Source organism: Fictibacillus sp. NPDC058756, assembly GCF_042746035.1.
Lineage (GTDB): Bacteria > Bacillota > Bacilli > Bacillales > Fictibacillaceae > Fictibacillus.
Genome location: NZ_JBHYPU010000001.1, coordinates 1150805 through 1171802, shown reverse-complemented (window position 1 = coordinate 1171802; position 20998 = coordinate 1150805). Strand labels below are relative to the sequence as shown.

18 protein-coding genes are annotated in these 20998 nt (G+C 39.3%); 1 reads left to right on the top strand and 17 read right to left on the bottom strand.

The annotated features are described in order from the left end of the window. Positions 1-278: 278 nt before the first annotated feature. The 11 genes from coaE to ACFW35_RS05785 all read right to left on the bottom strand — a co-directional run bounded on the left by coaE (position 279) and on the right by ACFW35_RS05785 (position 13278). Entirely contained in the window at positions 279-884 is a 606-nt protein-coding gene (gene coaE / locus ACFW35_RS05835; protein ID WP_379844413.1) for a dephospho-CoA kinase, read from the bottom strand. 14 nt (positions 885-898) lie between these two features. Further along, entirely contained in the window at positions 899-1531 is a 633-nt protein-coding gene (ytaF, locus tag ACFW35_RS05830; RefSeq protein ID WP_379844411.1) for a sporulation membrane protein YtaF, read from the bottom strand. A 60-nt stretch (positions 1532-1591) separates the two neighbouring features. Continuing rightward, positions 1592-2413, bottom strand: coding sequence for a DNA-formamidopyrimidine glycosylase (gene mutM / locus ACFW35_RS05825; RefSeq protein ID WP_379844410.1), 822 nt, complete (start codon positions 2411-2413; stop codon positions 1592-1594). A 63-nt stretch (positions 2414-2476) separates the two neighbouring features. Continuing rightward, a complete protein-coding gene (gene polA / locus ACFW35_RS05820; RefSeq protein ID WP_379844408.1) occupies positions 2477-5113 on the bottom strand; it encodes a DNA polymerase I in 2637 nt (878 codons plus the stop codon). Between the two features lie 607 nt (positions 5114-5720). Further along, positions 5721-7454 carry a two-component system histidine kinase PnpS gene (gene pnpS / locus ACFW35_RS05815; RefSeq protein WP_379844407.1) on the bottom strand — a complete coding sequence of 578 codons (1734 nt, stop codon included), beginning with the start codon at positions 7452-7454 and terminating at the stop codon, positions 5721-5723. Next, the gene (locus ACFW35_RS05810; protein ID WP_379844405.1) at positions 7454-8167 is read right to left on the bottom strand and encodes a winged helix-turn-helix domain-containing protein; all 714 of its coding nucleotides are present in this window, start codon (positions 8165-8167) and stop codon (positions 7454-7456) included. The genes pnpS and ACFW35_RS05810 overlap by 1 nt, the downstream gene beginning before the upstream one ends. A gap of 377 nt (positions 8168-8544) precedes the next feature. Then, positions 8545-9021: a MaoC family dehydratase gene (locus tag ACFW35_RS05805; RefSeq protein WP_379844404.1), complete on the bottom strand. Its 477-nt coding sequence runs from the start codon at positions 9019-9021 to the stop codon at positions 8545-8547. 80 nt (positions 9022-9101) lie between these two features. Further along, positions 9102-10040, bottom strand: coding sequence for a malate dehydrogenase (gene mdh / locus ACFW35_RS05800; RefSeq protein WP_379844402.1), 939 nt, complete (start codon positions 10038-10040; stop codon positions 9102-9104). A 78-nt stretch (positions 10041-10118) separates the two neighbouring features. Further along, positions 10119-11387 (bottom strand): NADP-dependent isocitrate dehydrogenase, encoded by a 1269-nt coding sequence (icd, locus tag ACFW35_RS05795; protein ID WP_379844401.1) that lies wholly within the window; start codon positions 11385-11387, stop codon positions 10119-10121. A gap of 110 nt (positions 11388-11497) precedes the next feature. Next, positions 11498-12613 (bottom strand): citrate synthase, encoded by a 1116-nt coding sequence (gene citZ, locus ACFW35_RS05790; protein WP_379844399.1) that lies wholly within the window; start codon positions 12611-12613, stop codon positions 11498-11500. Positions 12614-12819: 206 nt separating this feature from the next. Continuing rightward, a complete protein-coding gene (locus ACFW35_RS05785) occupies positions 12820-13278 on the bottom strand; it encodes a DUF441 domain-containing protein (protein WP_379844398.1) in 459 nt (152 codons plus the stop codon). 46 nt (positions 13279-13324) lie between these two features. On the opposite strand from ACFW35_RS05785, the gene ytvI reads away from it, so the two are divergent. Beyond that, positions 13325-14446, top strand: a complete 1122-nt coding sequence (gene ytvI, locus ACFW35_RS05780) for a sporulation integral membrane protein YtvI (RefSeq protein WP_379844396.1) — start codon at positions 13325-13327, stop codon at positions 14444-14446. Positions 14447-14781: 335 nt separating this feature from the next. Here ytvI and ACFW35_RS05775 read toward each other — a convergent pair whose 3' ends face one another. From ACFW35_RS05775 to ACFW35_RS05750, 6 genes are all read right to left on the bottom strand, one after another. Further along, positions 14782-15177, bottom strand: a complete 396-nt coding sequence (locus tag ACFW35_RS05775) for an FxsA family protein (RefSeq protein WP_379844395.1) — start codon at positions 15175-15177, stop codon at positions 14782-14784. A 393-nt stretch (positions 15178-15570) separates the two neighbouring features. Next, positions 15571-17325 (bottom strand): pyruvate kinase, encoded by a 1755-nt coding sequence (pyk, locus tag ACFW35_RS05770; protein ID WP_379847399.1) that lies wholly within the window; start codon positions 17323-17325, stop codon positions 15571-15573. An 89-nt stretch (positions 17326-17414) separates the two neighbouring features. Then, positions 17415-18374, bottom strand: coding sequence for a 6-phosphofructokinase (gene pfkA, locus ACFW35_RS05765; protein ID WP_379844393.1), 960 nt, complete (start codon positions 18372-18374; stop codon positions 17415-17417). Positions 18375-18492: 118 nt separating this feature from the next. Then, complete coding sequence (gene accA, locus ACFW35_RS05760; RefSeq protein ID WP_379844391.1) at positions 18493-19470, bottom strand: acetyl-CoA carboxylase carboxyl transferase subunit alpha; 978 nt, start codon at positions 19468-19470, stop codon at positions 18493-18495. Between the two features lie 2 nt (positions 19471-19472). Further along, complete coding sequence (gene accD / locus ACFW35_RS05755) at positions 19473-20327, bottom strand: acetyl-CoA carboxylase, carboxyltransferase subunit beta (protein ID WP_379844390.1); 855 nt, start codon at positions 20325-20327, stop codon at positions 19473-19475. Between the two features lie 16 nt (positions 20328-20343). Then, positions 20344-20991, bottom strand: coding sequence for a FadR/GntR family transcriptional regulator (locus tag ACFW35_RS05750; protein WP_379844388.1), 648 nt, complete (start codon positions 20989-20991; stop codon positions 20344-20346). Positions 20992-20998 lie beyond the last annotated feature (7 nt).

The following is a 20998-nucleotide window of genomic DNA, read 5'->3' as shown; positions in this document are numbered from 1 at the left end:
CGTCATTGATAAGTTGATTGGAGTGCAAGGTGCGTGCCTACCACATGAAAAGCTTCTTGCTAGGCATGCGACGAGGAAGCTCACAACGGTAGCAATTACTTGTAGACGCAGGAGCAAGGATACTTCCATGAAGCGGACAGGTGAGACTCCTGACTGCGCAAAGCGCAGAGGAGGCTCACCGCACGCCCCCCGGAAAGCGAGCATCCTGTAACGGAAATCAACCACTTCCAAGAGCATCTAAGTTTTGCTTTAGAAAAGAACCAAATAAAAAAACAGACCTATTTCATAAAGTCTGTTTTCTTATCTTCTTGAAGAAGTCTAAGTAATTTTTGTTTCAAATCTTCTTTTGTACCATTATTCTCAATCACAACATCAGCTAATTCTTTTTTCTCATCAATTGGCATCTGAGATTTAATCCTTGACAATGCTTGTTCTTCAGAATATCCATCCCGCTCCATTAAACGCCTAAGCTGTAAGTCTGGATGAGTATAGATTAGCCATGTTTCATCTACCATGTGAGTAAGTTTACTTTCAAATAATAAAGGGATATCCATAATTACTAAAGGATTGCCGTCGCTCAAATGCAGTTCAGCTTGTTTTTTCATTTCTGACCGCACAGCGGGATGCACGATTTCATTCAGCTTTAGCCGTTTCTCAGAGTTATTAAATATAATTTCTCCTAGTCTTGCCCTGTTTAAGGTCTTGTCAGAAAGAAGAACGTCATCTCCAAAAAAAGCGACTATTTTTTCGTAAGCTTCTTTTCCAGGCATTACTACTTCCCTTGCAATAATATCAGCGTCGATGACAGGTATTCCTTGTTCGCTTAAGATAAGACTGGCTGTAGATTTCCCGGTTGCGATTCCGCCTGTTAATCCAATAATCAATGGTTTTCCTCCTGTTACATTCTTAATAAACCCATTACAATCAGTAAAATACCTGGTAGAACTGATAACCGTTTCATCCAATTCGTTTTATTAAAAAAATATAACCCTAATGCCATACCGCCCCATAAGAACTGAGCACTCATAACTGCAATTGACACTGTGGTCAAAATAGGCGAAAGATCAATTAACGCAGCTCCAATTCCCGCTCCAAACGCATCAAGCGACAAAGCTATTCCCAGCAGAACTGCTTCCCAGCCAGTAATGGAACCAGATTTATCTATATCAGCCATGACTGGTTTTTTCAAAATATGAATGACGATTCCTAATGATTTTATTTCGAATAGCACTAAATTTTTTGGTTCTGTTTCGATGTTTTCTTTCTCTGGTAAAAAAACCTGCCAAAGAGAGTAGATTCCGATTCCAAGAAGAATTAAGCCGCCTATTACTTCACCTGTTTTTTGAGTAATAAACTGTTCTAAGGTAAATCCGAGGTACATTGAAAATAAAAAGGTAACAGCTGAACATATTGCGATGATTAATATGGAGCGAAAAGGTATTTTAATGGACTTCATTCCATACGTTAATCCGGCTCCAAAACTGTCCAGGCTGACGGCCAGTGCCAGTAATACAAATGAGTAAGCCACCATGTCCCTGTACTCCTTTCAGTTAACGGTAAAAGCAGTATATGAAAGGAGTATAAAATTGGTTTATTTTTGACAGTTCTTACAAATGTGAGTACCTCTTCCTGCTACAACCATGCGCTCAATCTCATTCCCGCATATACGGCAAGGCTCACTCTTTCTTCCATACACAAACAATTTCAGCTGAAAGCCTCCAGCTTCACCCATCGAATTCGTATAGGAACGAATCGTACTTCCACCATGTTTTACCGCTTCAGCTAAAATATCAGTAATTGCTTTCTTTAATTTTTTTAACTTGTGTATAGATAATTTATTAGCAGGTGTTTCAGGATGAATTTTCGCTTTAAATAACACTTCATCAACATAGATGTTTCCGAGACCTGCAATGAATGTCTGATCAAGGAGCACCGCTTTAATGCTGCGTTTTGTCTTGGAGAATAACTTTTTCATCAGTCCCGCTGTAAGAGAATCTGATAGCGGCTCAACACCTAATGAGCTTAACGGAAGGTGATTTTCTTCTGTACCTTTAGGATATAGATGCATTGTACCGAATTTACGGACGTCTCTATATCTGAGTTCAGTTCCATCTGTAAAAGAAAAGATAACATGAGTATGCTTGTCAGGTTTTTCTTCCTTGTTGAACAGCCCATATTTGCCTTCCATCCTCAGGTGAGAAACAAGAGAATCCTCATTTAGATGAAAAATTAAAAACTTCCCTCTCCGGTATACTTCTTCAAAACTCTGACCTTTAAGCCTTAAAGCAAATTCTTCAGTTATAGGATGCTTGATGATATTATTCCAATAAATTTTTACTTCCTCAATGACTTTCCCAGGTAAAAAAAGATTGAGTGTATTTTTCACATTTTCTACTTCAGGTAATTCAGGCACGAGTTTCACCACACTTTACTATGAAAAACAGCACCCCATAGTACGGGGATGCTGTCTTATTATTTATTTCGCTTCATACCACGAATCGCCCCAGCTTACATCAACTTTAAGAGGCACATCGAGTTGAACAGCCTGTTCCATAACTTCACAGACAATTTTCTTCAGCTTTTCAATCTCATGTTCTGGCGCTTCAAAAATTAATTCATCATGAACAGTTAACAGCATTTTTGCTTCGAGTTTTTCGTCATTGAGACGGTTGTCCATATCAACCATTGCTTTCTTTATAATATCGGCTGCTGTGCCTTGAATAGGAGTATTCATGGCAGTCCGCTCAGCAAAACTGCGTAAATTGAAATTTCTGCTGTTGATCTCCGGCAGGTAGCGGCGTCGATGAAGCAATGTAGAAACGTATCCGTTTTGTTTAGCTTCAGCAATACTATCCTTCATATATTGCTGTACACCCGGGAAGCTCTCCAGATAGGACTTAATAAATTCACCAGCTTCTTTTCTAGTTATCCCTAAGCTTTGAGATAAACCATAATCACTGATTCCATAAACGATACCAAAGTTAACAGCTTTCGCATGTCTTCGCATTTCAGATGTCACTTCATCCTGGTTGACATGAAAAACATCCATGGCTGTTTTTGTATGAACATCCATCTCGCTTTGGAAAGCCTCCATCAGATTTTCATCCTGGGATATATGGGCCAGTACACGAAGCTCGATTTGAGAGTAATCTGCAGCTAGTATTTTCCATCCAGGCTGAGATGGTACAAAAGCATGTCTGATTTTTCTCCCTGCTTCCAGACGAATTGGTATGTTCTGCAGGTTCGGATCGATCGAACTAAGGCGTCCTGTTTGAGCAAGCACTTGATTAAAACGAGTATGAATTCTCCCTGTATCTTCATGAACAACTTTTAACAAGCCTTCAATATAAGTTGATCTTAGTTTACCTAACTGGCGGTATATTAAAATTTTATTGATAATCTCATGTTTGCCTTCTAATTTTTCTAAAACATCAACGGAGGTAGAATAACCTGTTTTTGTTTTTTTAATTGCAGGGAGATTTAATTTTTCAAAAAGAATCTCCCCGAGCTGTTTTGGTGAATTTATATTGAACGTAACACCTGCAAGTTCATGTATATCTTTTTCAAGCGTAGAAAGTTGTGCTTCTAAGTCAGTGCCCATTTCTCTCAGGGCATCTGCTTTTACCTTCACACCGATTTCTTCCATTTTCGCAAGTACCAAAGATAACGGCATCTCTAAATCATAGAACAAGTTGCTTTGTTCATTTTCTTTTAATTTATCTGCTAATACATCAGTTAAAATGAAGATAGCATGTGCTTTTCGGCTAAGGTGTTCTGCTAGAATATCTTCTTCGGGCAGTTTTTTCTTTGCCCCTTTTCCATATACCTTCTCATTTGAGTCAACGTTTAGCTTTCCATATTGCTTAGCCACATCAGCCACTTCGTCTAATGACTCCGACGGATTCAGGAGATAAGAAGCAAGCTGGATATCAAATTCGATGCCATTTAATTGAATCCCTTGTCCTTTTAAGGCAACGTGAGCTCTTTTAGCATCAAACATTCTCTTCTTTTGATTATCATCTTCAAGCCATTCTTTAAACTCATTTGAACCTTCAGCTAGACTTGATGAAATATAATACGTTCCGTTCTCATTACTTATCGCATAACCTTGAATGTCAGCTTTATGGTAATCCTCAGTCAGCGTTTCTACAATTAATGCGGATGGATTCTGCAGCATTTCAGCATCAATAGAAGAAACCGTTTGAAATTTCAATTCTTCTTTTTCGATCTCTGGAAGAAGTTCTTCATCTCCGCCTAAGCGTTCTAGCAGAGATTGGAAACCGAGTTCTTTAAACAACGGAAATACAGAGGAATTTTCATACCCTTCGTAGTTTGTATCTTCTAATCCTAGCTCGATCGGTGCTTCTTTTGTAATCGTTGCAAGCTCTTTACTCATTAAAGCCTGATCTTTATTTTCTGTTAACCGTTCTTTTAATTTGGCTCCTGAAATCTGATCGATCGACTCCAACACTTTTTCTACAGAGCCATATTCTTTAATGAGTTTAATAGCCGTTTTTTCTCCTACTCCGGGAACACCTGGAATATTATCGGAAGGATCTCCCATAAGACCTTTCATATCAATAATTTGATCTGGGGTAATTCCATATCGCTCGTTTACTTGTTCAACTGTATAAGCTTCTACTTCAGTTATACCTTTTCTCGTCAGAACAACTTCGACATCAGGCGTTACGAGCTGAAGCAAATCTTTATCCCCCGTAAATACTTTTACATCCCAGTTGCCATCTGCGGCATTTGAAGCGAGTGTTCCGATGATATCATCCGCTTCATAATTCTCAAGTTCATATCTTTTAATCTTAAAAGCATCCAGCAGCTGTCTGATAAAAGGGAACTGCTCAGAAAGCTCAGGCGGTGTTTTTTGACGGCCGCCCTTATATTCACCGAACGTTTTATGGCGAAAAGTCGTTTTTCCCGCATCAAAAGCGACAAGCATATGCGAGGGCTTTTCATCTTCTAAAATCTTAAGCAGCATTTGTGTAAAGCCATAAACAGCATTCGTATAAACACCTTTATCATTGTTTAACAGCGGCAAAGCAAAGAAAGCTCTATATGCAATACTATTTCCATCTACTAAAACTAATTTATTTTTTCCCAAGTCCGTTACCTCCTGAGGACATTTCTCTAATTTCTATTGTATCATGACGGCTAAAAGAAACAAAAAAGAAGAAAACGGTATGTAAGGATTGGAAGTTTAAGAAGGAGGTCCGCTGCTTTTCAATCTGCCCTTAAAATTCTTGTAGATCTAAAACCATACAAGAATACTCTAAGTTACAAAATTTATATTAATTTTGTCATTATACTTCATTGCCAAGTTGATTGGAGTGCAAGGTGCGTGTCAACTACCTGAATACTCATCTCGCAAGGCATGCGACGAGAAAGCCCGCTTCGATAGGATTTCTAGCAGACGCAGGAGCACATATGCTTCATTATAGGAACCCCACAGGCTTACATTCCCAGGGCAACGCCCCGCGGAAAGCCAGCATCCTGGAGCGGAAATCAACGACTTTCAAGGCATCAAAGTTTACGAAAACAGCCTTTCAACAAGATTGTTGTATTGCTCGTAAATTCGCCGCTTATCAATCTACAAAAAAAGGCGAGAATCCATGGAGGATTCTCGCTAAGGGGGTACTGAAAAAGGATACTTTTATAATACGGTTTAACTATTAATTAAAGAAAACAACGGTGTAAAGGAATTGTAAATCTTATAACTCTAACTTTTTTGGGAAGAGTATAATAAATTGAGAACCTTCTCCGATTTTGCTTTCTACTTTAATTGTACCGTGGTGCGCTTCTACTAGATGCTTTACGATAGCAAGCCCTAAACCTGTTCCGCCAGAATTCCTGCTTCTTGCTTTATCAACCCGATAGAATCGTTCAAATATTCGGGGAATCTCACTTTCTTTAATACCTATTCCTGTATCTTTAACAGTCAGCCTCACATGTTCTTTCTTATCTTCTACATTTACAGATACTGATCCATCTGCTGGTGTATAGTTTAGACTGTTAGATACGAGATTAATGATAATTTGCTTTAGACGCGGGGCATCCCCGTCCATTATTGGATTACCAGAAACGGATATTGAAAGTGTGATATTTTTCTTTTCAGCTTTTGGCAGCAATATCTCTATTGTTCCTTTAACCAAATCCTCCAGGTTAACTTTCTGCACATCCAGGTGGAATCCTTGCTCACTTTTTGAAAGGTCCAGCAAGTCTTGTATCAAAGCTTGAAGACGGTCACTCTCATTCAAAATAATCGTTAAAAACTTATTGCGAAATTCTTCATTTTCTCCTGCTCCATCTAAAAGGGTTTCCGCAAAACCTTTTAAAGATGTGATCGGGGTTTTCAGTTCATGGGATACGTTTGCAACAAAATCTTTTCTGACCTGTTCAAGCTTCTTCAATTCAGTTATATCGTGAAATACGAGTACTATGCCCCTAAGCTTACCTTTCACATCTAAGACTGGAGCACTGTATACATCAAAGTGTTTTCGCTCAATATGAATCGGGATGACTACATTCTTCTTGACGTTCTTTTCGGTTAAATATGTTTCTTTAACGATATCTTTAATTTCTGCATGCGGGAAAACTTCGTAAAACAAGTGACCAGTCCAATAGTCAGCATGCTCTTTAAATAATTCTTTGAATGCTTTATTCACCAGGTTAATGTATCCATTCGAATCAATCAAAATTAATCCGCTGCCCATATTTTCAATCAATGTTATTAGCCTGTCATGCTGAGACTCCTGAGACTTCGTCATTTTTTCAAGATTACGTGCCAGAACATTTAGTGAATAGTTCAGTTCCCCAATATCTTCACCGTAATATTCATATGTTCTAGCTTTAAAATTTCCTTTAGCGAGCTCTTTTGCAGTTTGCGTTGCTTCTTCAACAGGGCGGACAATTTTATGAATGACCTTTACTGATACATACAGGATAATGACAAAACATATTAGAAAACCAATAGACATCATAATCCAGATGGATCTTTCCGCGGCTTCTGCTGCACCTTCTGGAATAGCTAACTGTATATAGCCCGTATTTTCTTTTTGTTTTCGCTCGAGCGTATAATAAATTTTTCCGCTCTCATTTTTTTGAACCAGTCCATTATCAGAAGATTGCTTTTCCGGGTAATAGGACGACATGTTTCTAGGACTATTTCCATCCGAAGTATATTTAACGTTCCAGTTCGAATCCAAAACATAAATGTCTCCATTTAAATCCTTTGAGGCATATCTTAATAGGTTTTTAATTGTTGAAGGCTCTTCTTCTGTATTTAAGACTTGTTCAATTAACCCTAACTCTCCAGCATAAAACTGCATTCTTTTTTCTTTAACACTGTGATGAACAATATTGCCCATAATGAGTGCCAGGAGTATGAAAACCAGTAAAATCCCGAGTAAAAAAAACGTGAGTACCCGGTTTTTAAATTCGTTCATTATTGAGGCTCCTCTAATTTATATCCTAGTCCTCTAATTGTTTTAATATAGATCGGCTTCCTAGTGTTCGTCTCAATTTTCTCCCGAAGATGGCTGATATGAACATCAACAATCCTAGTATCTCCGACAAAATCATAGTTCCAGACAGCTGACAAAAGCTGTTCCCTCGAAAGAACGCGCCCTTTATGTCTCGCAAGGTACACTAGCAATTCAAATTCTTTTGGTGTTAATTCCAGCGCTTTCTCTTTAAAATAAGCTTCATAATTTTCAGGGTAAATATCTACCTCTCCAATTTGAAGATGTTCCACTTCATCTTTTATATGTTTTTCTGCACCAGGTTCCGCTGCTACAGTCCGGCGGAGAATCGCCTTCACTCGTGCAACTACTTCTCTTGGACTGAAAGGTTTTGTCATATAGTCATCAGCGCCTAATTCAAGACCCAGCACTTTATCAAATTCATCATCTTTAGCCGTCAGCATAAGAATTGGAATGTTTAATTTTTTTGAGCGCAGCTCTTTGCAGACTTCCAGCCCGTCCATTTCTGGAAGCATTAGATCTAATATGATCAGGTCAGGAATTTCGCTTTCTGCTTTTTCTAGTCCGTTTTTGCCATCCATTGCTGTTACTACTTGAAATCCTGCTTGTTCTAGATTGAATTGCAACAATGTTGAAATTGAAATTTCATCTTCTACCACGAGTAACTTTTGGCTCATTCAAATTCCCACCTTTATAGCGACTTTTACAAATTTATCATACTATGTTTTTGTTAGTGTGTACAAAAAACGATAAATTTTCATACTTGCTTAACATTTTCTTTACATATTTTTTACATTCACTATTCTATTTTTCTTAATCTTTGTTGTTTTATAAGGTATTGTTATCGCTGAATAGTTGATTGGAGCGTAGGGTGTGAGACTCCTGCGGGACAGGCGGGCAGGTGAGACACTTATAAGTGAAACGTACGAATGTGGCTCACCGCCTGCCCCGCGGAAAGCGAGCACCTGGAGCGGAAATCAACCGCTTTAACTAGCAACAAAGCACTACGAAACAACCTTCACAAAAAAATAAAACCCTTTCATCAGAAAGGGTTTTAAAAGTTTTCCATCGTATTTGATGTAATGGGTTTTGGCGGATATGGTGGGCAAACTTGAAGGTCAGCGTACAACACTTCATTTCCCTCTTCATTTTTTGCAGCTGCTTTCATCGCAACCAAATGATTATCCCTGTCTACTTCTGTAATTTCAAACAAGAACGTTAGTTTTGAATAATGATATACGGGTTTTATAAAATGAAAGTGTGATTGTGTAATAGAGCTTCCTGGGCCAGGCAGGTATTTTGATACTGCCGAAGTTACCATCCCCATCAGCATAATTTGCGGTACTATAGGCTTTTTAAATGGTGTAAGTGTCGCATAATCATGCTGTATAAAGAGAGGGTTGTTATCGTTTGTTAATCCTAGATACAGCAAAAGGTCTTTATCTTCAATCGTTTCTTGCATCTCGAGTTTCTCTCCGGCCTGGATTTCATTAATTTTCCGGCCAAGCTTTCTCTTTTTTCCGATCAGCACTTTAGTTCCTCCTTCATGTTAACGCTTTCATTGTAAATAGGAGAAAAGATTCGGGACAAGCTCCCGAATCTTCTTTTTCATTATGCCAGAACTTTCATTACAGCCTTTACAGATTCTGCAGATTGATCAAGAGCAGATTTTTCTTCAGCTGTAAGCTCTAATTCAATGATTTCTTCTAAGCCATTGCCGCCTAGAATTGTAGGTACTCCTAGACAGATACCATTGTAGCCATATTCGCCTTCTAAATAGGCGATTGAAGGAAGCACCCTGCGCTGATCCTTCACGATTGCTTCTACCATTTCAACCAATGAAGCAGCTGGTGCATAATACGCTGATCCGTTACCTAATAAGTTAACGATTTCACCGCCGCCTTTACGTGTGCGCTCAACAATTGCATCCAGTCGTTCTTTTGAGATTAATTTTTCTAAAGGAATTCCACCCGCATAAGAGTAGCGGACTAAAGGAACCATGTTATCACCATGTCCGCCAAGAACGAAACCAGTTACGTCTTTTACAGAAAGGTTTAACTCCATAGCAACAAAAGTACGGAAACGAGCTGTATCAAGAATTCCAGATTGACCGATTACACGCTGTTTAGGGAATCCAGACTCTTTTAAAACTGTATAAGTCATGGCATCCACTGGATTAGTTAATACGATGATCGTACAGTCAGGTGAATGTTTAACGATTTCCTTTGTAACACTCTTCATGATTCCTGCATTCGTATTGACAAGGTCATCTCGGCTCATACCAGGTTTGCGTGCGATACCAGCAGTGATTACTACAACATCAGACCCAGCAGTATCAGCGTAATCGCTAGTACCCGTAATGGCAGCGTCAAAACCTTGAACAGGACTTGCTTCCATCATGTCAAGCGCTTTCCCTTTTGTAGGGTTTTCCATTTGAGGAATATCAACTAGTACAACATCCCCGATTTCTTTTTGCCCTAAAATGAAAGCAGTTGTTGCTCCGGTAAATCCTCCACCAATAACTGAAATCTTTTTACGCTTGTTTGCCATGTCTTTCCCTCCAGAAACATTATAGAAAACGTTTACTAAACTAATTTCAGCAAAGCCCCTAGTTAAAGGGGCAGCTGCTTACATATTTTTAATTAGTTCGTCTGCAAACTCAGAACATTTAACTTCTGTAGCACCGTCCATCAAACGTGCAAAGTCATATGTTACTACTTTACTTGCAATAGTATTTTCCATCGATGAAAGAACTAGTTTAGCTGCTTCTCCCCAGCCTAAGTGTTCTAACATTAGTACACCTGAAAGGATAACAGATGAAGGGTTTACTTTATCAAGACCTGCATACTTTGGTGCAGTACCGTGAGTTGCTTCAAAAATAGCATGTCCTGTTTCGTAGTTGATGTTTGCTCCAGGAGCAATACCGATTCCGCCAACTTGCGCAGCAAGAGCATCAGAAATATAGTCCCCGTTCAAGTTCATTGTTGCTACTACGTCAAATTCAGCTGGACGAGTAAGAATCTGCTGCAAGAAGATATCAGCGATTGAATCCTTAACGATGATTTTGCCTGCAGCTTCTGCATCAGCTTGTGCTTTGTTAGCTGCATCCTTGCCGCTTTCTTCAGCAATACGGTCATATTGAGCCCAAGTGAATACTTTGTCACCGAATTCAGCTTCTGCCAACTCATAACCCCAGTTTTTGAAAGCTCCTTCAGTGTATTTCATGATGTTTCCTTTGTGAACAAGTGTTACACTCTTGCGGCCTTCGCTGATCGCATATTGGATCGCAGCACGCACTAGACGCTGTGTACCTTCAGAAGAAACAGGCTTAATACCGATTCCTGATGTTTCAGGGAAACGGATTTTGTTAGCACCCATTTCATCTTGAAGGAATTGAATAAGCTTTTTCACTTCGTCAGAACCGCTCGCATATTCGATACCTGCGTAGATATCTTCAGTATTTTCACGGAAGATAACCATGTTAGTATCTTCAGGACGTTTTACCGGTGAGGGTACACCTTTGAAATATTGAACAGGACGCAAGCAAGTGAATAAATCTAATTCTTGTCTTAGTGCAACGTTTAGAGATCTGATTCCTCCGCCGACTGGTGTAGTTAGAGGTCCTTTAATCGCAATTATGTAATCGCGAATAACATCTAAAGTTTCTGATGGAAGCCATTCTCCCGTTTGGTTAAATGCTTTTTCTCCAGCAAGAACTTCTTTCCAAACAATCTTTTTCTCACCGTTATATGCTTTTTCAACAGCAGCTTCTAATACTCTTGAAGCAGCAGCCCAGATATCTGGTCCAGTTCCGTCACCTTCGATGAAAGGGATAATTGGCTGGCTTGGTACATTCAACACTCCGTTGTCAACTGTAATACGTTCTCCGTTAGACATTCTAAATTCCTCCTATTTCTGCAAATACATTTACCATACTAGTCTACTAAAAAACATAGTGAAAAGAGAAGAAGAATCCCTTCTCTTTTTTAAATGATTGTTTTTTTTGTTTATCTTTCCTCTAATGGAACGAACTTTTGCATATCAGGTCCGATATACTCAGCACGAGGACGGATCAGACGATTATTTTCGTACTGCTCCAAGATGTGTGCAATCCAGCCGGAAACACGGCTGATAGCAAAGATTGGCGTAAATAGGTCATGATCAATACCCAGGCTGTGATAAACACTCGCAGAGTAGAAGTCAACGTTTGGAAGCAAGCCTTTCTTTTGCTTTAACGTTTCATCAATTTTCACACTCATTGAATACCATTTTTCTTCACCAGTAATTGAAGTTAACTGCTTAGACATCTCACGCAAATGTTTCGCACGAGGATCTCCATTTTTGTATACACGGTGTCCAAAGCCCATAATCTTTTGCTTATTTTCAATAGCTTTATCCAAGTATGATTCAACGTTAGCTTCTTCACCTATCTCAGAAAGCATCTTCATAACCTGTTCGTTTGCTCCGCCATGAAGCGGCCCTTTAAGAGCGCCGATTGCAGCTGTGATTCCTGAGTAGATATCAGAAAGTGTCGCAACACATACACGTGCAGTGAATGTAGAAGCATTTAATTCATGGTCTGCATGCAGTACCAGTGCTTTATTAAAAGCAGTTTCAGAAATTTCATCAGGTTCTTTACCTGTTAGCATATATAAGAAATTAGCAGCATAGCTTAAATCTTTTTTAGGAGATAAAGGATCTTTTCCATCTCTAATACGTGCAAATGCCGTTACTAGTGAAGACATTTGTGCCTGAAGTCGGATGGCTTTTTTGTAGTTTCCTTCCGTAGACATATCCTCTGCATCCTTATCATACATCGCAAGTGTAGACACGATTGTACGCAAAACTGTCATTGGATGTGCGTTCTTCAAAGGAAGCGATTTCATTTGTTCCAACAATTCAGCAGGAAGCTCACTCGCTTCTGAAAGTTCTGATTTGAACTCATCTAGTTCAGATTGGTTAGGCAGTTTACCATTCCAAAGCAAGTATACAACTTCCTCAAAAGTTGCATAATCAGCTAAGTCATCAATGCTATATCCTCTATAGGTTAAAACATCGTCAATGATAGAGCTGACAGAAGATGTTGTTGCAACAATTCCTTCTAATCCTCTTGTAGCTGTCATGGCTATCTCTCCTTTTTTTCTGTTATTCTCTCTTCTCCTTTAATTGTTTCATTTTTTCAAAAATAGAAAGAGCTTACATTTTTCTTCTCAAAAAAGAGAGAAGAAAATGAAAGACTATTTAAAGGAAATGGGACATACACATCAATTATAAACAAAAATCTGATTTTTGTGAACGGATAACGCTTAATTCATGCCTATTAAGGTGATTATGCTGTAAACATTCCAACTATTCTCATGGCAAGATATGCAATGCCTGCACCGATTAATGGACCAACAGCAACTCCTTTAAAGAGTGCCACTGCGAGTATTGTACCAAAGACTAAAGCAGCGGTAATATGCGGGTCATTTTGAAGCAGCACCAGTCCTCTGCTGGCGATAACAGCAACGAAAATACCTGATAGCAGCGCAATCCATGCATAGAAAGAGCGGAGTGATTCCTGCAGCTGTTTAAACCCGATATCACCTGTTGCAATTGGAATTAGTACCGCTATCGTAATAATGGTGACTCCCCAATTTATACCTTTTTGTTGTATAACCGAAAACCATTTATCACCTAAACCCGTATATTTTAACACTAATAAAAATGCGATAGCGATCATGAGGGATTGATTTTTTGCAGCCACCCCAATAATTAATAGACCAATTAAAAAAAGTAAAGATTCCATAATAAATTCCTTTCTATTTTTAGTAACCAGAAAGCAGGTGATAACCTTGCAGTCCGACATGGTAATGCGGATTATCCGCTTCAGTTATATTATTATAATTGCTGCTGGTCTTATTTTTACAGGCTATTATGTTTCAGCCATTCTTTATCCATTTATAGCAGGTGCCTTAATTGCACTTATTATAAATCCATTAGTAGGATTTTTATCATATCGTTTTAAAATGAACAGGGCACTTGCTGTTATACTCTCGATTATAGCGCTTCTCGGATTTCTGGTCTTAATTCTCACCTTGCTTATCCAGGAAATGATGACTGGATTTGCTTATATTGCTCATGAACTGCCTTCCTATATTCAGGAGCTTGTCTTTTATTTTGAGAACTACTTTAAAACCCAAATTCTTCCCCTCTATCATGATTTACTTTCTATTTACAGTAAATTGGGTACCGATCAGAAGGAAACCGTGATGGATAACATCGAAAAAATAGGAACAGGCATCACTACAAACGTAACTGGAATTACGCAAGCGATTATTAATAGTGTGTCATTAATGATAGTAAGTTTGCCTACATTTTTAACTGTATTTATCTTTTCACTGCTGGCAGCATTTTTTATAAGTAAGGACTGGTATCGTTTAACCGGTTTTTTAACAGGCATCTTTCCAGAGAAACTTACGTTTACTGTTAAAACAGTATATTTCGAGCTTAGAAAAGCTCTATTTGGCTTTTTGAAAGCACAGCTGACTTTGATATCGATAACAGCCTTCATCGTTTTAATCGGTCTTCTTATTCTGAGAATTGATTATGCCGTTACGATCTCTGTTTTGATAGGTGCTATCGATCTTCTTCCTTATTTAGGAACGGGAGCTGTGTTTCTCCCATGGATTGCATATTGTTTTTTAACTGGCAACTACACACTTACCATTGGGTTATCTATTCTTTATGGAATTGTCGTTATACAAAGGCAGATCATGGAGCCTAAACTGCTTGCACAAACGATAGGATTGGATCCACTGGCTACATTAGCCGCACTATTTGCAGGATTTCAGCTGTTTGGATTTGTCGGTTTGATTATAGGTCCTGTCTTCCTAGTTGTTATCCGTGCATTATATGAAGCAAAATTCTTTCATGAAATATATCAATTTATTATGAAACCAGTAAAAAAAATATAAAAAAGAACGTCTGCACGCTGCAGCGTTCTTTTTTATTAGCTGTTTTCGCAAACTTTGTTGTTTTTGAAAGTAGTTGATTTCCGTTCCAGGTCGCTCGCTTTCCGCGGGGCGGGCGGTGAAACATGTAAGCATGTAAGATGTCATATTCAAGGAAGTATGTGTGCTCATGCGTCTAATAGATATCCTATCGAAGTGGGCTTCCTCGTCGCATGCCTTGCAAGAAGAATACTCGAGTAGTTGGCACGCACCTTGCACTCCAATCAACTTCTCAATGAAGTGAAATGAAAATCATAAGCAACAATCTTTTAGAAAAGAGCTATTTATTTAAAGGAGATCTATGGTCGTCTAATAATATAAAACTGGCCTGATTTTATTTTATTATAAAGTTTAGCTTTGAGCCAAATCTTCACTGCTTTTCGAAACGGAGGGAACAGCAGAGAGAATCCCGCAAAGTCTGTTAGAAATCCGGGTGTTAAAAGCAATGCACCACCTACTAGAATACAGGCACCGTCAAGGACTGCATCCCCTGGCATCTGGCCGCTTGCCATTTGCATTCTAATTTTGTTAATCGCCTCTGTTCCTTCTCTTTTTGCTAGAAAAGCTCCTATTATTCCTGTTAAAAAGATAATCGCAATAGTAGCTGGAATTCCAATATACTGTCCTGCAAAAATGAAAAGTCCAACTTCAATGGCTGGCACAAGAATAAAAATAAGCAATAAAATTCTAAACATGACATATTCACCGCTTTCACTCAACAAAGAATAAGACACAGATTCTTGATCTGCTACTTCCACTTTGTCATACATATACATTTTTACGTATGAAAAAAGAGAAGGTTTCGTCCCTTCTCTTTATATTTTAGCTTATTTTTAAGAATCTTCTATAAAAGATTGTTGCTTTTATCTAATTTGCTTCATTATCTTCTTCGGCAAGTTGATTGGAGCGCAAGGTGCGAGACTCCTGGGGGATCAGCGGGACAGGTGAGACACCTCAGGGCGCAAAGCGCCGAGGAGGCTCACCGCACGCCCCCCGGAAAGCGAGCATCCTGGAGCGGAAATCAACGACTTTCAAGAGCAACAAAGTTTGCGAAAACAGCCTTTTCTAAAGCTATAAAAGCTTACTTATTAGATTACATTCTTCCTGCCGTCATAAATATATCCAACAGATGCGTCGATCGTAATTTCCTGACCATCAGTGAAGATATCTGTAGCATTTTGAAGCCCTACGATTACAGGTATGCTCATAGATACTCCGCAAACAGCAGCATGGCTTGTAAGACCGCCTTCTTCTGTTATAACAGCAGCGGCTTTTTCAAATGCAGAGATCATATCACGATCTGTTCCAACCGTAACAAGTATTGCTCCTTCTGTCATTTTTTCCATAGCCTCTTTTGCTGTCTTCGCTACTACTACTTTACCTGACGCCGATGATTGTCCAATTCCTTGCGCTTTAGCAAGTACATCTCCGATGATATGAACCTTCATCAAGTTTGTTGATCCAGATTCACCAACAGGAACTCCTGCAGTAATGACAACCAAGCTGCCATGCTTAACGGCTTCTGCTTTAAGTGCAGAATCAATCGCCACCTGGAACATTTCATCTGTCGTTGCTGCTTTTTCACCAAAAACCGGTGTAACACCCCACACTAATGCAAGCTTTCGGCAAACATCTTCATTGCTTGTTACAGCGATGATTGGTGCTTTTGGACGGTATTTTGAAATCATGCGTGCGGTTTGACCTTTTTCAGTAGCAGTAATAACAGCATCTGCTTCTAAATTCAAAGCAGTAAATGAAACAGATTGTGAGATCGCATCTGTTATCGTTGTTTTGCTTTCCTTGCTCTTTGAAGATAGAAGGTTCTTATAATTTAATGAACTTTCAGCACGGCTAGCAATCTTATGCATCGTTAATACTGCTTCAACTGGATAGTTACCAGCAGCTGTTTCACCAGATAACATGATTGCATCTGTACCGTCAAAAATAGCGTTTGCTACGTCACTCGCTTCTGCGCGTGTCGGGCGCGGGTTGCGCTGCATAGAATCAAGCATCTGTGTCGCAGTAATAACCGGCTTTCCAAGTTCATTACACTTTTTAATAAGCATTTTTTGAACAAGCGGCACTTCTTCAGCAGGAATCTCAACACCTAAATCTCCGCGCGCTACCATCAAACCATCAGAAACAGCAAGAATTTCATCGATGTTTTCGACACCTTCTTGGTTCTCGATCTTAGGGATGATTTGAATATGATTAGCTTGATGTCTGTCTAAAATTTCACGGATTTCAAGAACATCTGTTGCACGGCGAACAAAAGATGCAGCAATAAAGTCAACACCTTGCTGAATTCCAAACTCAATATCCTTTGCATCTTTGTCTGTTATGCCAGGCAGCTTCACGCTGACATTAGGTACGTTAACACCTTTTTTGTTCTTTAAAGTTCCAGAGTTTAAAATTTTCGTTGTCAGTTCTTTGCTTCCAATCTCCATAACTTCAAGTTCAATAAGTCCATCATCAAGCAAGATTCTTGATCCTACTTGAACATCTTCAACAAGACCCGGATAGGTTACTGAAATCTTTTTATCATTTCCGATTACTTCTTCCATGGATATGATAAGTTCATTTCCAGCTACAAGCTCTGCAACTCCGCCTTCAAGTGTTTGAGTACGGATTTCTGGACCTTTTGTGTCTAAAAGAATAGCAACCGTTTTGCCAAGTTCTTTTGAGGCTTCACGGATATTTTTGATTCTTTGTCCATGCTCATCAAAATCACCGTGGGAAAAATTAAGACGGGAAACATTCATTCCGGCGTTCATTAAATCTTTTAATTTATCAATGCTTTCGCTTGCCGGACCTATAGTACAAACGATTTTTGTTTTGCGCATCATGTAAATTGCCTCCTGATTTTCTTTTTCGCAAGAAGGCATCGTACAGACTGAAGATAAACATCAGCTATACGATGCTATTTTGCGGGTTATATGGATAGTTCCTGAGATAATCTGTACATATCTTTATCTATTGAATGCTTTCTAGATAAGACCTCTGTAATGTCATAATCCACAAGTTTATTATTTTCAATACCTACAGTTCGTCCAGCTTTGCCCTGCAATAGCAGTTCAACAGCTTGAGCTCCAAGACGGCTGGCTAATACACGGTCAAATGCAGTAGGTGATCCTCCGCGCTGAATATGACCCAGAACGGTCACTCTTGTTTCAAAGTCTGTCAAAGTTTCAATCTCTTTTGCAACATCTACACCGCTTCCGCAGCCTTCTGCAACGATGATAATACTATGCTTCTTACCGCGTTCGTGCCCTCTTTGCAGCTTCTGTACAACTTGTTCCATTTTATGTTCTTCTTCTGGAATAAGAATTGTCTCTGCTCCATCGGCAAGTCCTGCCCAAAGTGCAAGATCACCTGCATCGCGTCCCATTACCTCAATAATATACGTCCGTTCATGCGATGTAGCTGTGTCACGGATTTTATCAATCGCATCAATAATTGTATTAAGTGCTGTATCAAAACCAATTGTGAAATCAGTTCCAGGAATGTCATTATCAATTGTTCCGGGAACCCCAATCGTAGGGTATCCTTGTTCAGATAGTTTCTTCGCTCCTTGGAATGAACCGTCACCACCTATTACAACTAATCCTTCAATTCCGTATTTTTTCAGCTGTTCAATTCCTTTTTGCTGACCTTCTGGTGTTTTAAACTCCAGGCAGCGGGCAGAATGAAGCATCGTTCCGCCTCTATGAATAATATCACCAACAGAGCCAAGCTCTAGTTTCTTTATATTCCCTGAAATCAGTCCTGCATAACCATTGTATATCCCATAAACTTCTAAATCATGATATATACCTTTTCGGACAACCGCACGAATTGCGGCATTCATGCCCGGAGAATCCCCGCCGCTTGTTAAAACTCCTATCCGTTTCATGAAACCTTTCACCTCTCTAGTTCTCTCGTCTTATTAAAATATCATGTTCAAATGTTGAACACAATAGACAACAATAGGCAAAAAAATGCGCCCTTCCTATAGCGGAAGAGCACATTCCTTATTTAACAACAATGGAATCGTTTACAAACCCAAATTGTCCGATATTTTTATATTTTTCATAACGCTGCTCAATTAATTCATCTCGAGACATTGAAAGTAAATTGTTCAACGAAGACTCTAAGACACTGTCAATTTCTTCTGCTTGACGTTTTGGATCTTTATGAGCTCCGCCTTTTACTTCTTCAATAATTTCATCAATAATTCCTAGCTCTTTTAAATCAGGAGCAGTTATTCTCATAGATTCAGCTGCTTTTTTGGCTAATGAAGCATCTTTCCAGAGTATTGCAGCTGCCCCTTCTGGTGAGATAACAGAATACGTAGAGTTCTCAAGCATGTGAACATAGTTACCCACACCAAGAGCTAATGCACCCCCGCTCCCGCCTTCTCCAATCACAATACAAATAACAGGAACTGTTAATCCTGCCATTTCTACTAGATTGCGGGCGATCGCTTCACTCTGTCCTCGTTCTTCAGCCGCCTTACCAGGGTATGCACCCTTCGTATCGATAAAACAAATGATCGGCCGATTAAACTTCTCAGCTTGTTTCATCAATCTTAAAGCTTTTCGATAACCTTCTGGATGAGGCATACCAAAGTTTCTGCGCAGATTTTCTTTTGTATCTTTTCCTCTCTGGTGCCCGATCACAGTAACTGGAAGACCTTTATAAAAAGCTACTCCTCCAACGATTGCTTCATCATCACCAAACAGACGGTCTCCATGAAGTTCAATAAAGTCCGTGAATAAATAGCTTATATAATCAAGGGTAGTAGGGCGTTCAGCATGTCTGGCAATTTGAACACGATCCCATGGTTTCATCTCGGAATATGTGCTGTTTTCCAATCTAGAAAGTTTTTCCTCAAGTCTTTGAATTTCATCTGTAAGATCAATATCTTTCTCTTCCATAAAAGACTTTAATTCTGCTATTTTCTTTTCGAGTTCGTGTATCGGTCTTTCAAATTCTAGCTCTGCCGCCATGCTTAACGCCTCCCTTCTGAGTGAATTTTTAATAATGTGCCCAGCGTTTTCTTCATATCGCTGCGGTGAATCACACCATCCAGCTGACCATGCTTCAATAAAAACTCTGCTGTCTGAAAATCATCCGGCAGTTCCTGTCTTATTGTCTGTTCAATGATTCTTCTGCCTGCAAATCCTATAAGGGCTTTTGGTTCGGCAAAGTTATAATCTCCTACTGATGCGAAGCTCGCTGAAACCCCGCCAGTAGTCGGATGAGTCATAACGGAAATAAATAAAAGTCCCTTGTCACTGAGTTTCTTCAAAGCCACACTTGTCTTCGCCATCTGCATAAGACTGAGAACGCCTTCTTGCATACGTGCGCCGCCTGAAGCAGTGAAGATGATAAACGGATTTTCATTCTCGATGGCTTTCTCGATAGCACGTGTAATCTTCTCACCTACTACAGAACCCATGCTTCCCATTCTGAAACGGGAATCCATTACAGCTAGCGTTACGTCCATACCGCTTATTTGTCCTTCACCTGTAACTACAGCTTCATTGATTTTTGTTTTCTTTCGGTCACTCTCAAGTTTTTCAAGATAATCAGGAAATTCCAATGGATTTTTTGAAATCATATTTGCGTCATATTCAGTAAAAGTACCTTCATCTATCAGACTCGCTATTCTTTCTTGCGAAGACATTGAGTAATGGTACTGACAGCCTTGACATACAAGCAGGTTCTTCTTTAATTCTTTTGTGACCATAATATGCTTGCATTCGGGGCATTTACTCATAATCCCTTCTGGTACATCTTGTTTTACTTTACCAGTAGGTATTGTGGCATATTTTTTCTTTTTTACGAACAATCCTTTAATCATGAATGAATAACACCACCTATTCGATTGCGTTTAGGCCATCGTTTTGTTTTGATAACAGATCCGTTAACTTCTTTGCATTCTTATCTGTAAGAAGAGAAAGAACTTCCTTGCACAATTCTGGAGACCAATGTGAATAAGTTCCTTGTAATGATGACCCATAACCCGTAAGTTCCACATATAAACGATAAAGAAGATGATTGCCGCATGACTGAATTACATTTTTTTCGAATGCTTTACAAAGATTATTGATTTCTTGAGCGCTTTGTTCCATCTTCTGAGTTAACTGCTCGAGTTTACTTATCTCTAGAGAAGTGATTCTCAATGTTGCAAGTTCGATGCAGTCTTTAATAACTATATTTCGTGTTTCTTGCAGATCGTGCCGGGCCTTTTTATCGTTAAGAATAAAGGATGCGAGTACTTCTACCAGTCTGTGTCCTGTTGCCTCACGTATAAAAGTACCCTCGCCTCTTCTCGTTTCGATTAAGCCAAGCAGCTCAAGAGCTCTTAAAGCTTCACGGACAGAAGACCTTCCTGCGTTTAAGCGGTCACTGAGCTCCCTTTCTGATGGGAGCTTGTCACCTGCTTGAAGACGGTCCTCAACAATAATTGCCTGGATGCTCTTTAAAATTTCAATATATACTTTTTCGGTAGGCTGGACAGACATTCCTCTC

Coding starts and splice junctions, on each gene's coding strand:
- ACFW35_RS05775 (WP_379844395.1), bottom strand. CDS start 15,177: ATGTTTAGAATTTTATTGCTTATTTTTATTCTTGTGCCAGCCATTGAA.
- ACFW35_RS05785 (WP_379844398.1), bottom strand. CDS start 13,278: ATGGAATCTTTACTTTTTTTAATTGGTCTATTAATTATTGGGGTGGCT.
- citZ (WP_379844399.1), bottom strand. CDS start 12,613: ATGACAGCTACAAGAGGATTAGAAGGAATTGTTGCAACAACATCTTCT.
- pfkA (WP_379844393.1), bottom strand. CDS start 18,374: ATGAAACGGATAGGAGTTTTAACAAGCGGCGGGGATTCTCCGGGCATG.
- accD (WP_379844390.1), bottom strand. CDS start 20,327: ATGATTAAAGGATTGTTCGTAAAAAAGAAAAAATATGCCACAATACCT.
- ACFW35_RS05750 (WP_379844388.1), bottom strand. CDS start 20,991: ATGTCTGTCCAGCCTACCGAAAAAGTATATATTGAAATTTTAAAGAGC.
- mdh (WP_379844402.1), bottom strand. CDS start 10,040: ATGGCAAACAAGCGTAAAAAGATTTCAGTTATTGGTGGAGGATTTACC.
- pyk (WP_379847399.1), bottom strand. CDS start 17,325: ATGCGCAAAACAAAAATCGTTTGTACTATAGGTCCGGCAAGCGAAAGC.
- ACFW35_RS05810 (WP_379844405.1), bottom strand. CDS start 8,167: ATGAGCCAAAAGTTACTCGTGGTAGAAGATGAAATTTCAATTTCAACA.
- icd (WP_379844401.1), bottom strand. CDS start 11,387: ATGTCTAACGGAGAACGTATTACAGTTGACAACGGAGTGTTGAATGTA.
- ytaF (WP_379844411.1), bottom strand. CDS start 1,531: ATGGTGGCTTACTCATTTGTATTACTGGCACTGGCCGTCAGCCTGGAC.
- accA (WP_379844391.1), bottom strand. CDS start 19,470: ATGGCGGCAGAGCTAGAATTTGAAAGACCGATACACGAACTCGAAAAG.
- pnpS (WP_379844407.1), bottom strand. CDS start 7,454: ATGAACGAATTTAAAAACCGGGTACTCACGTTTTTTTTACTCGGGATT.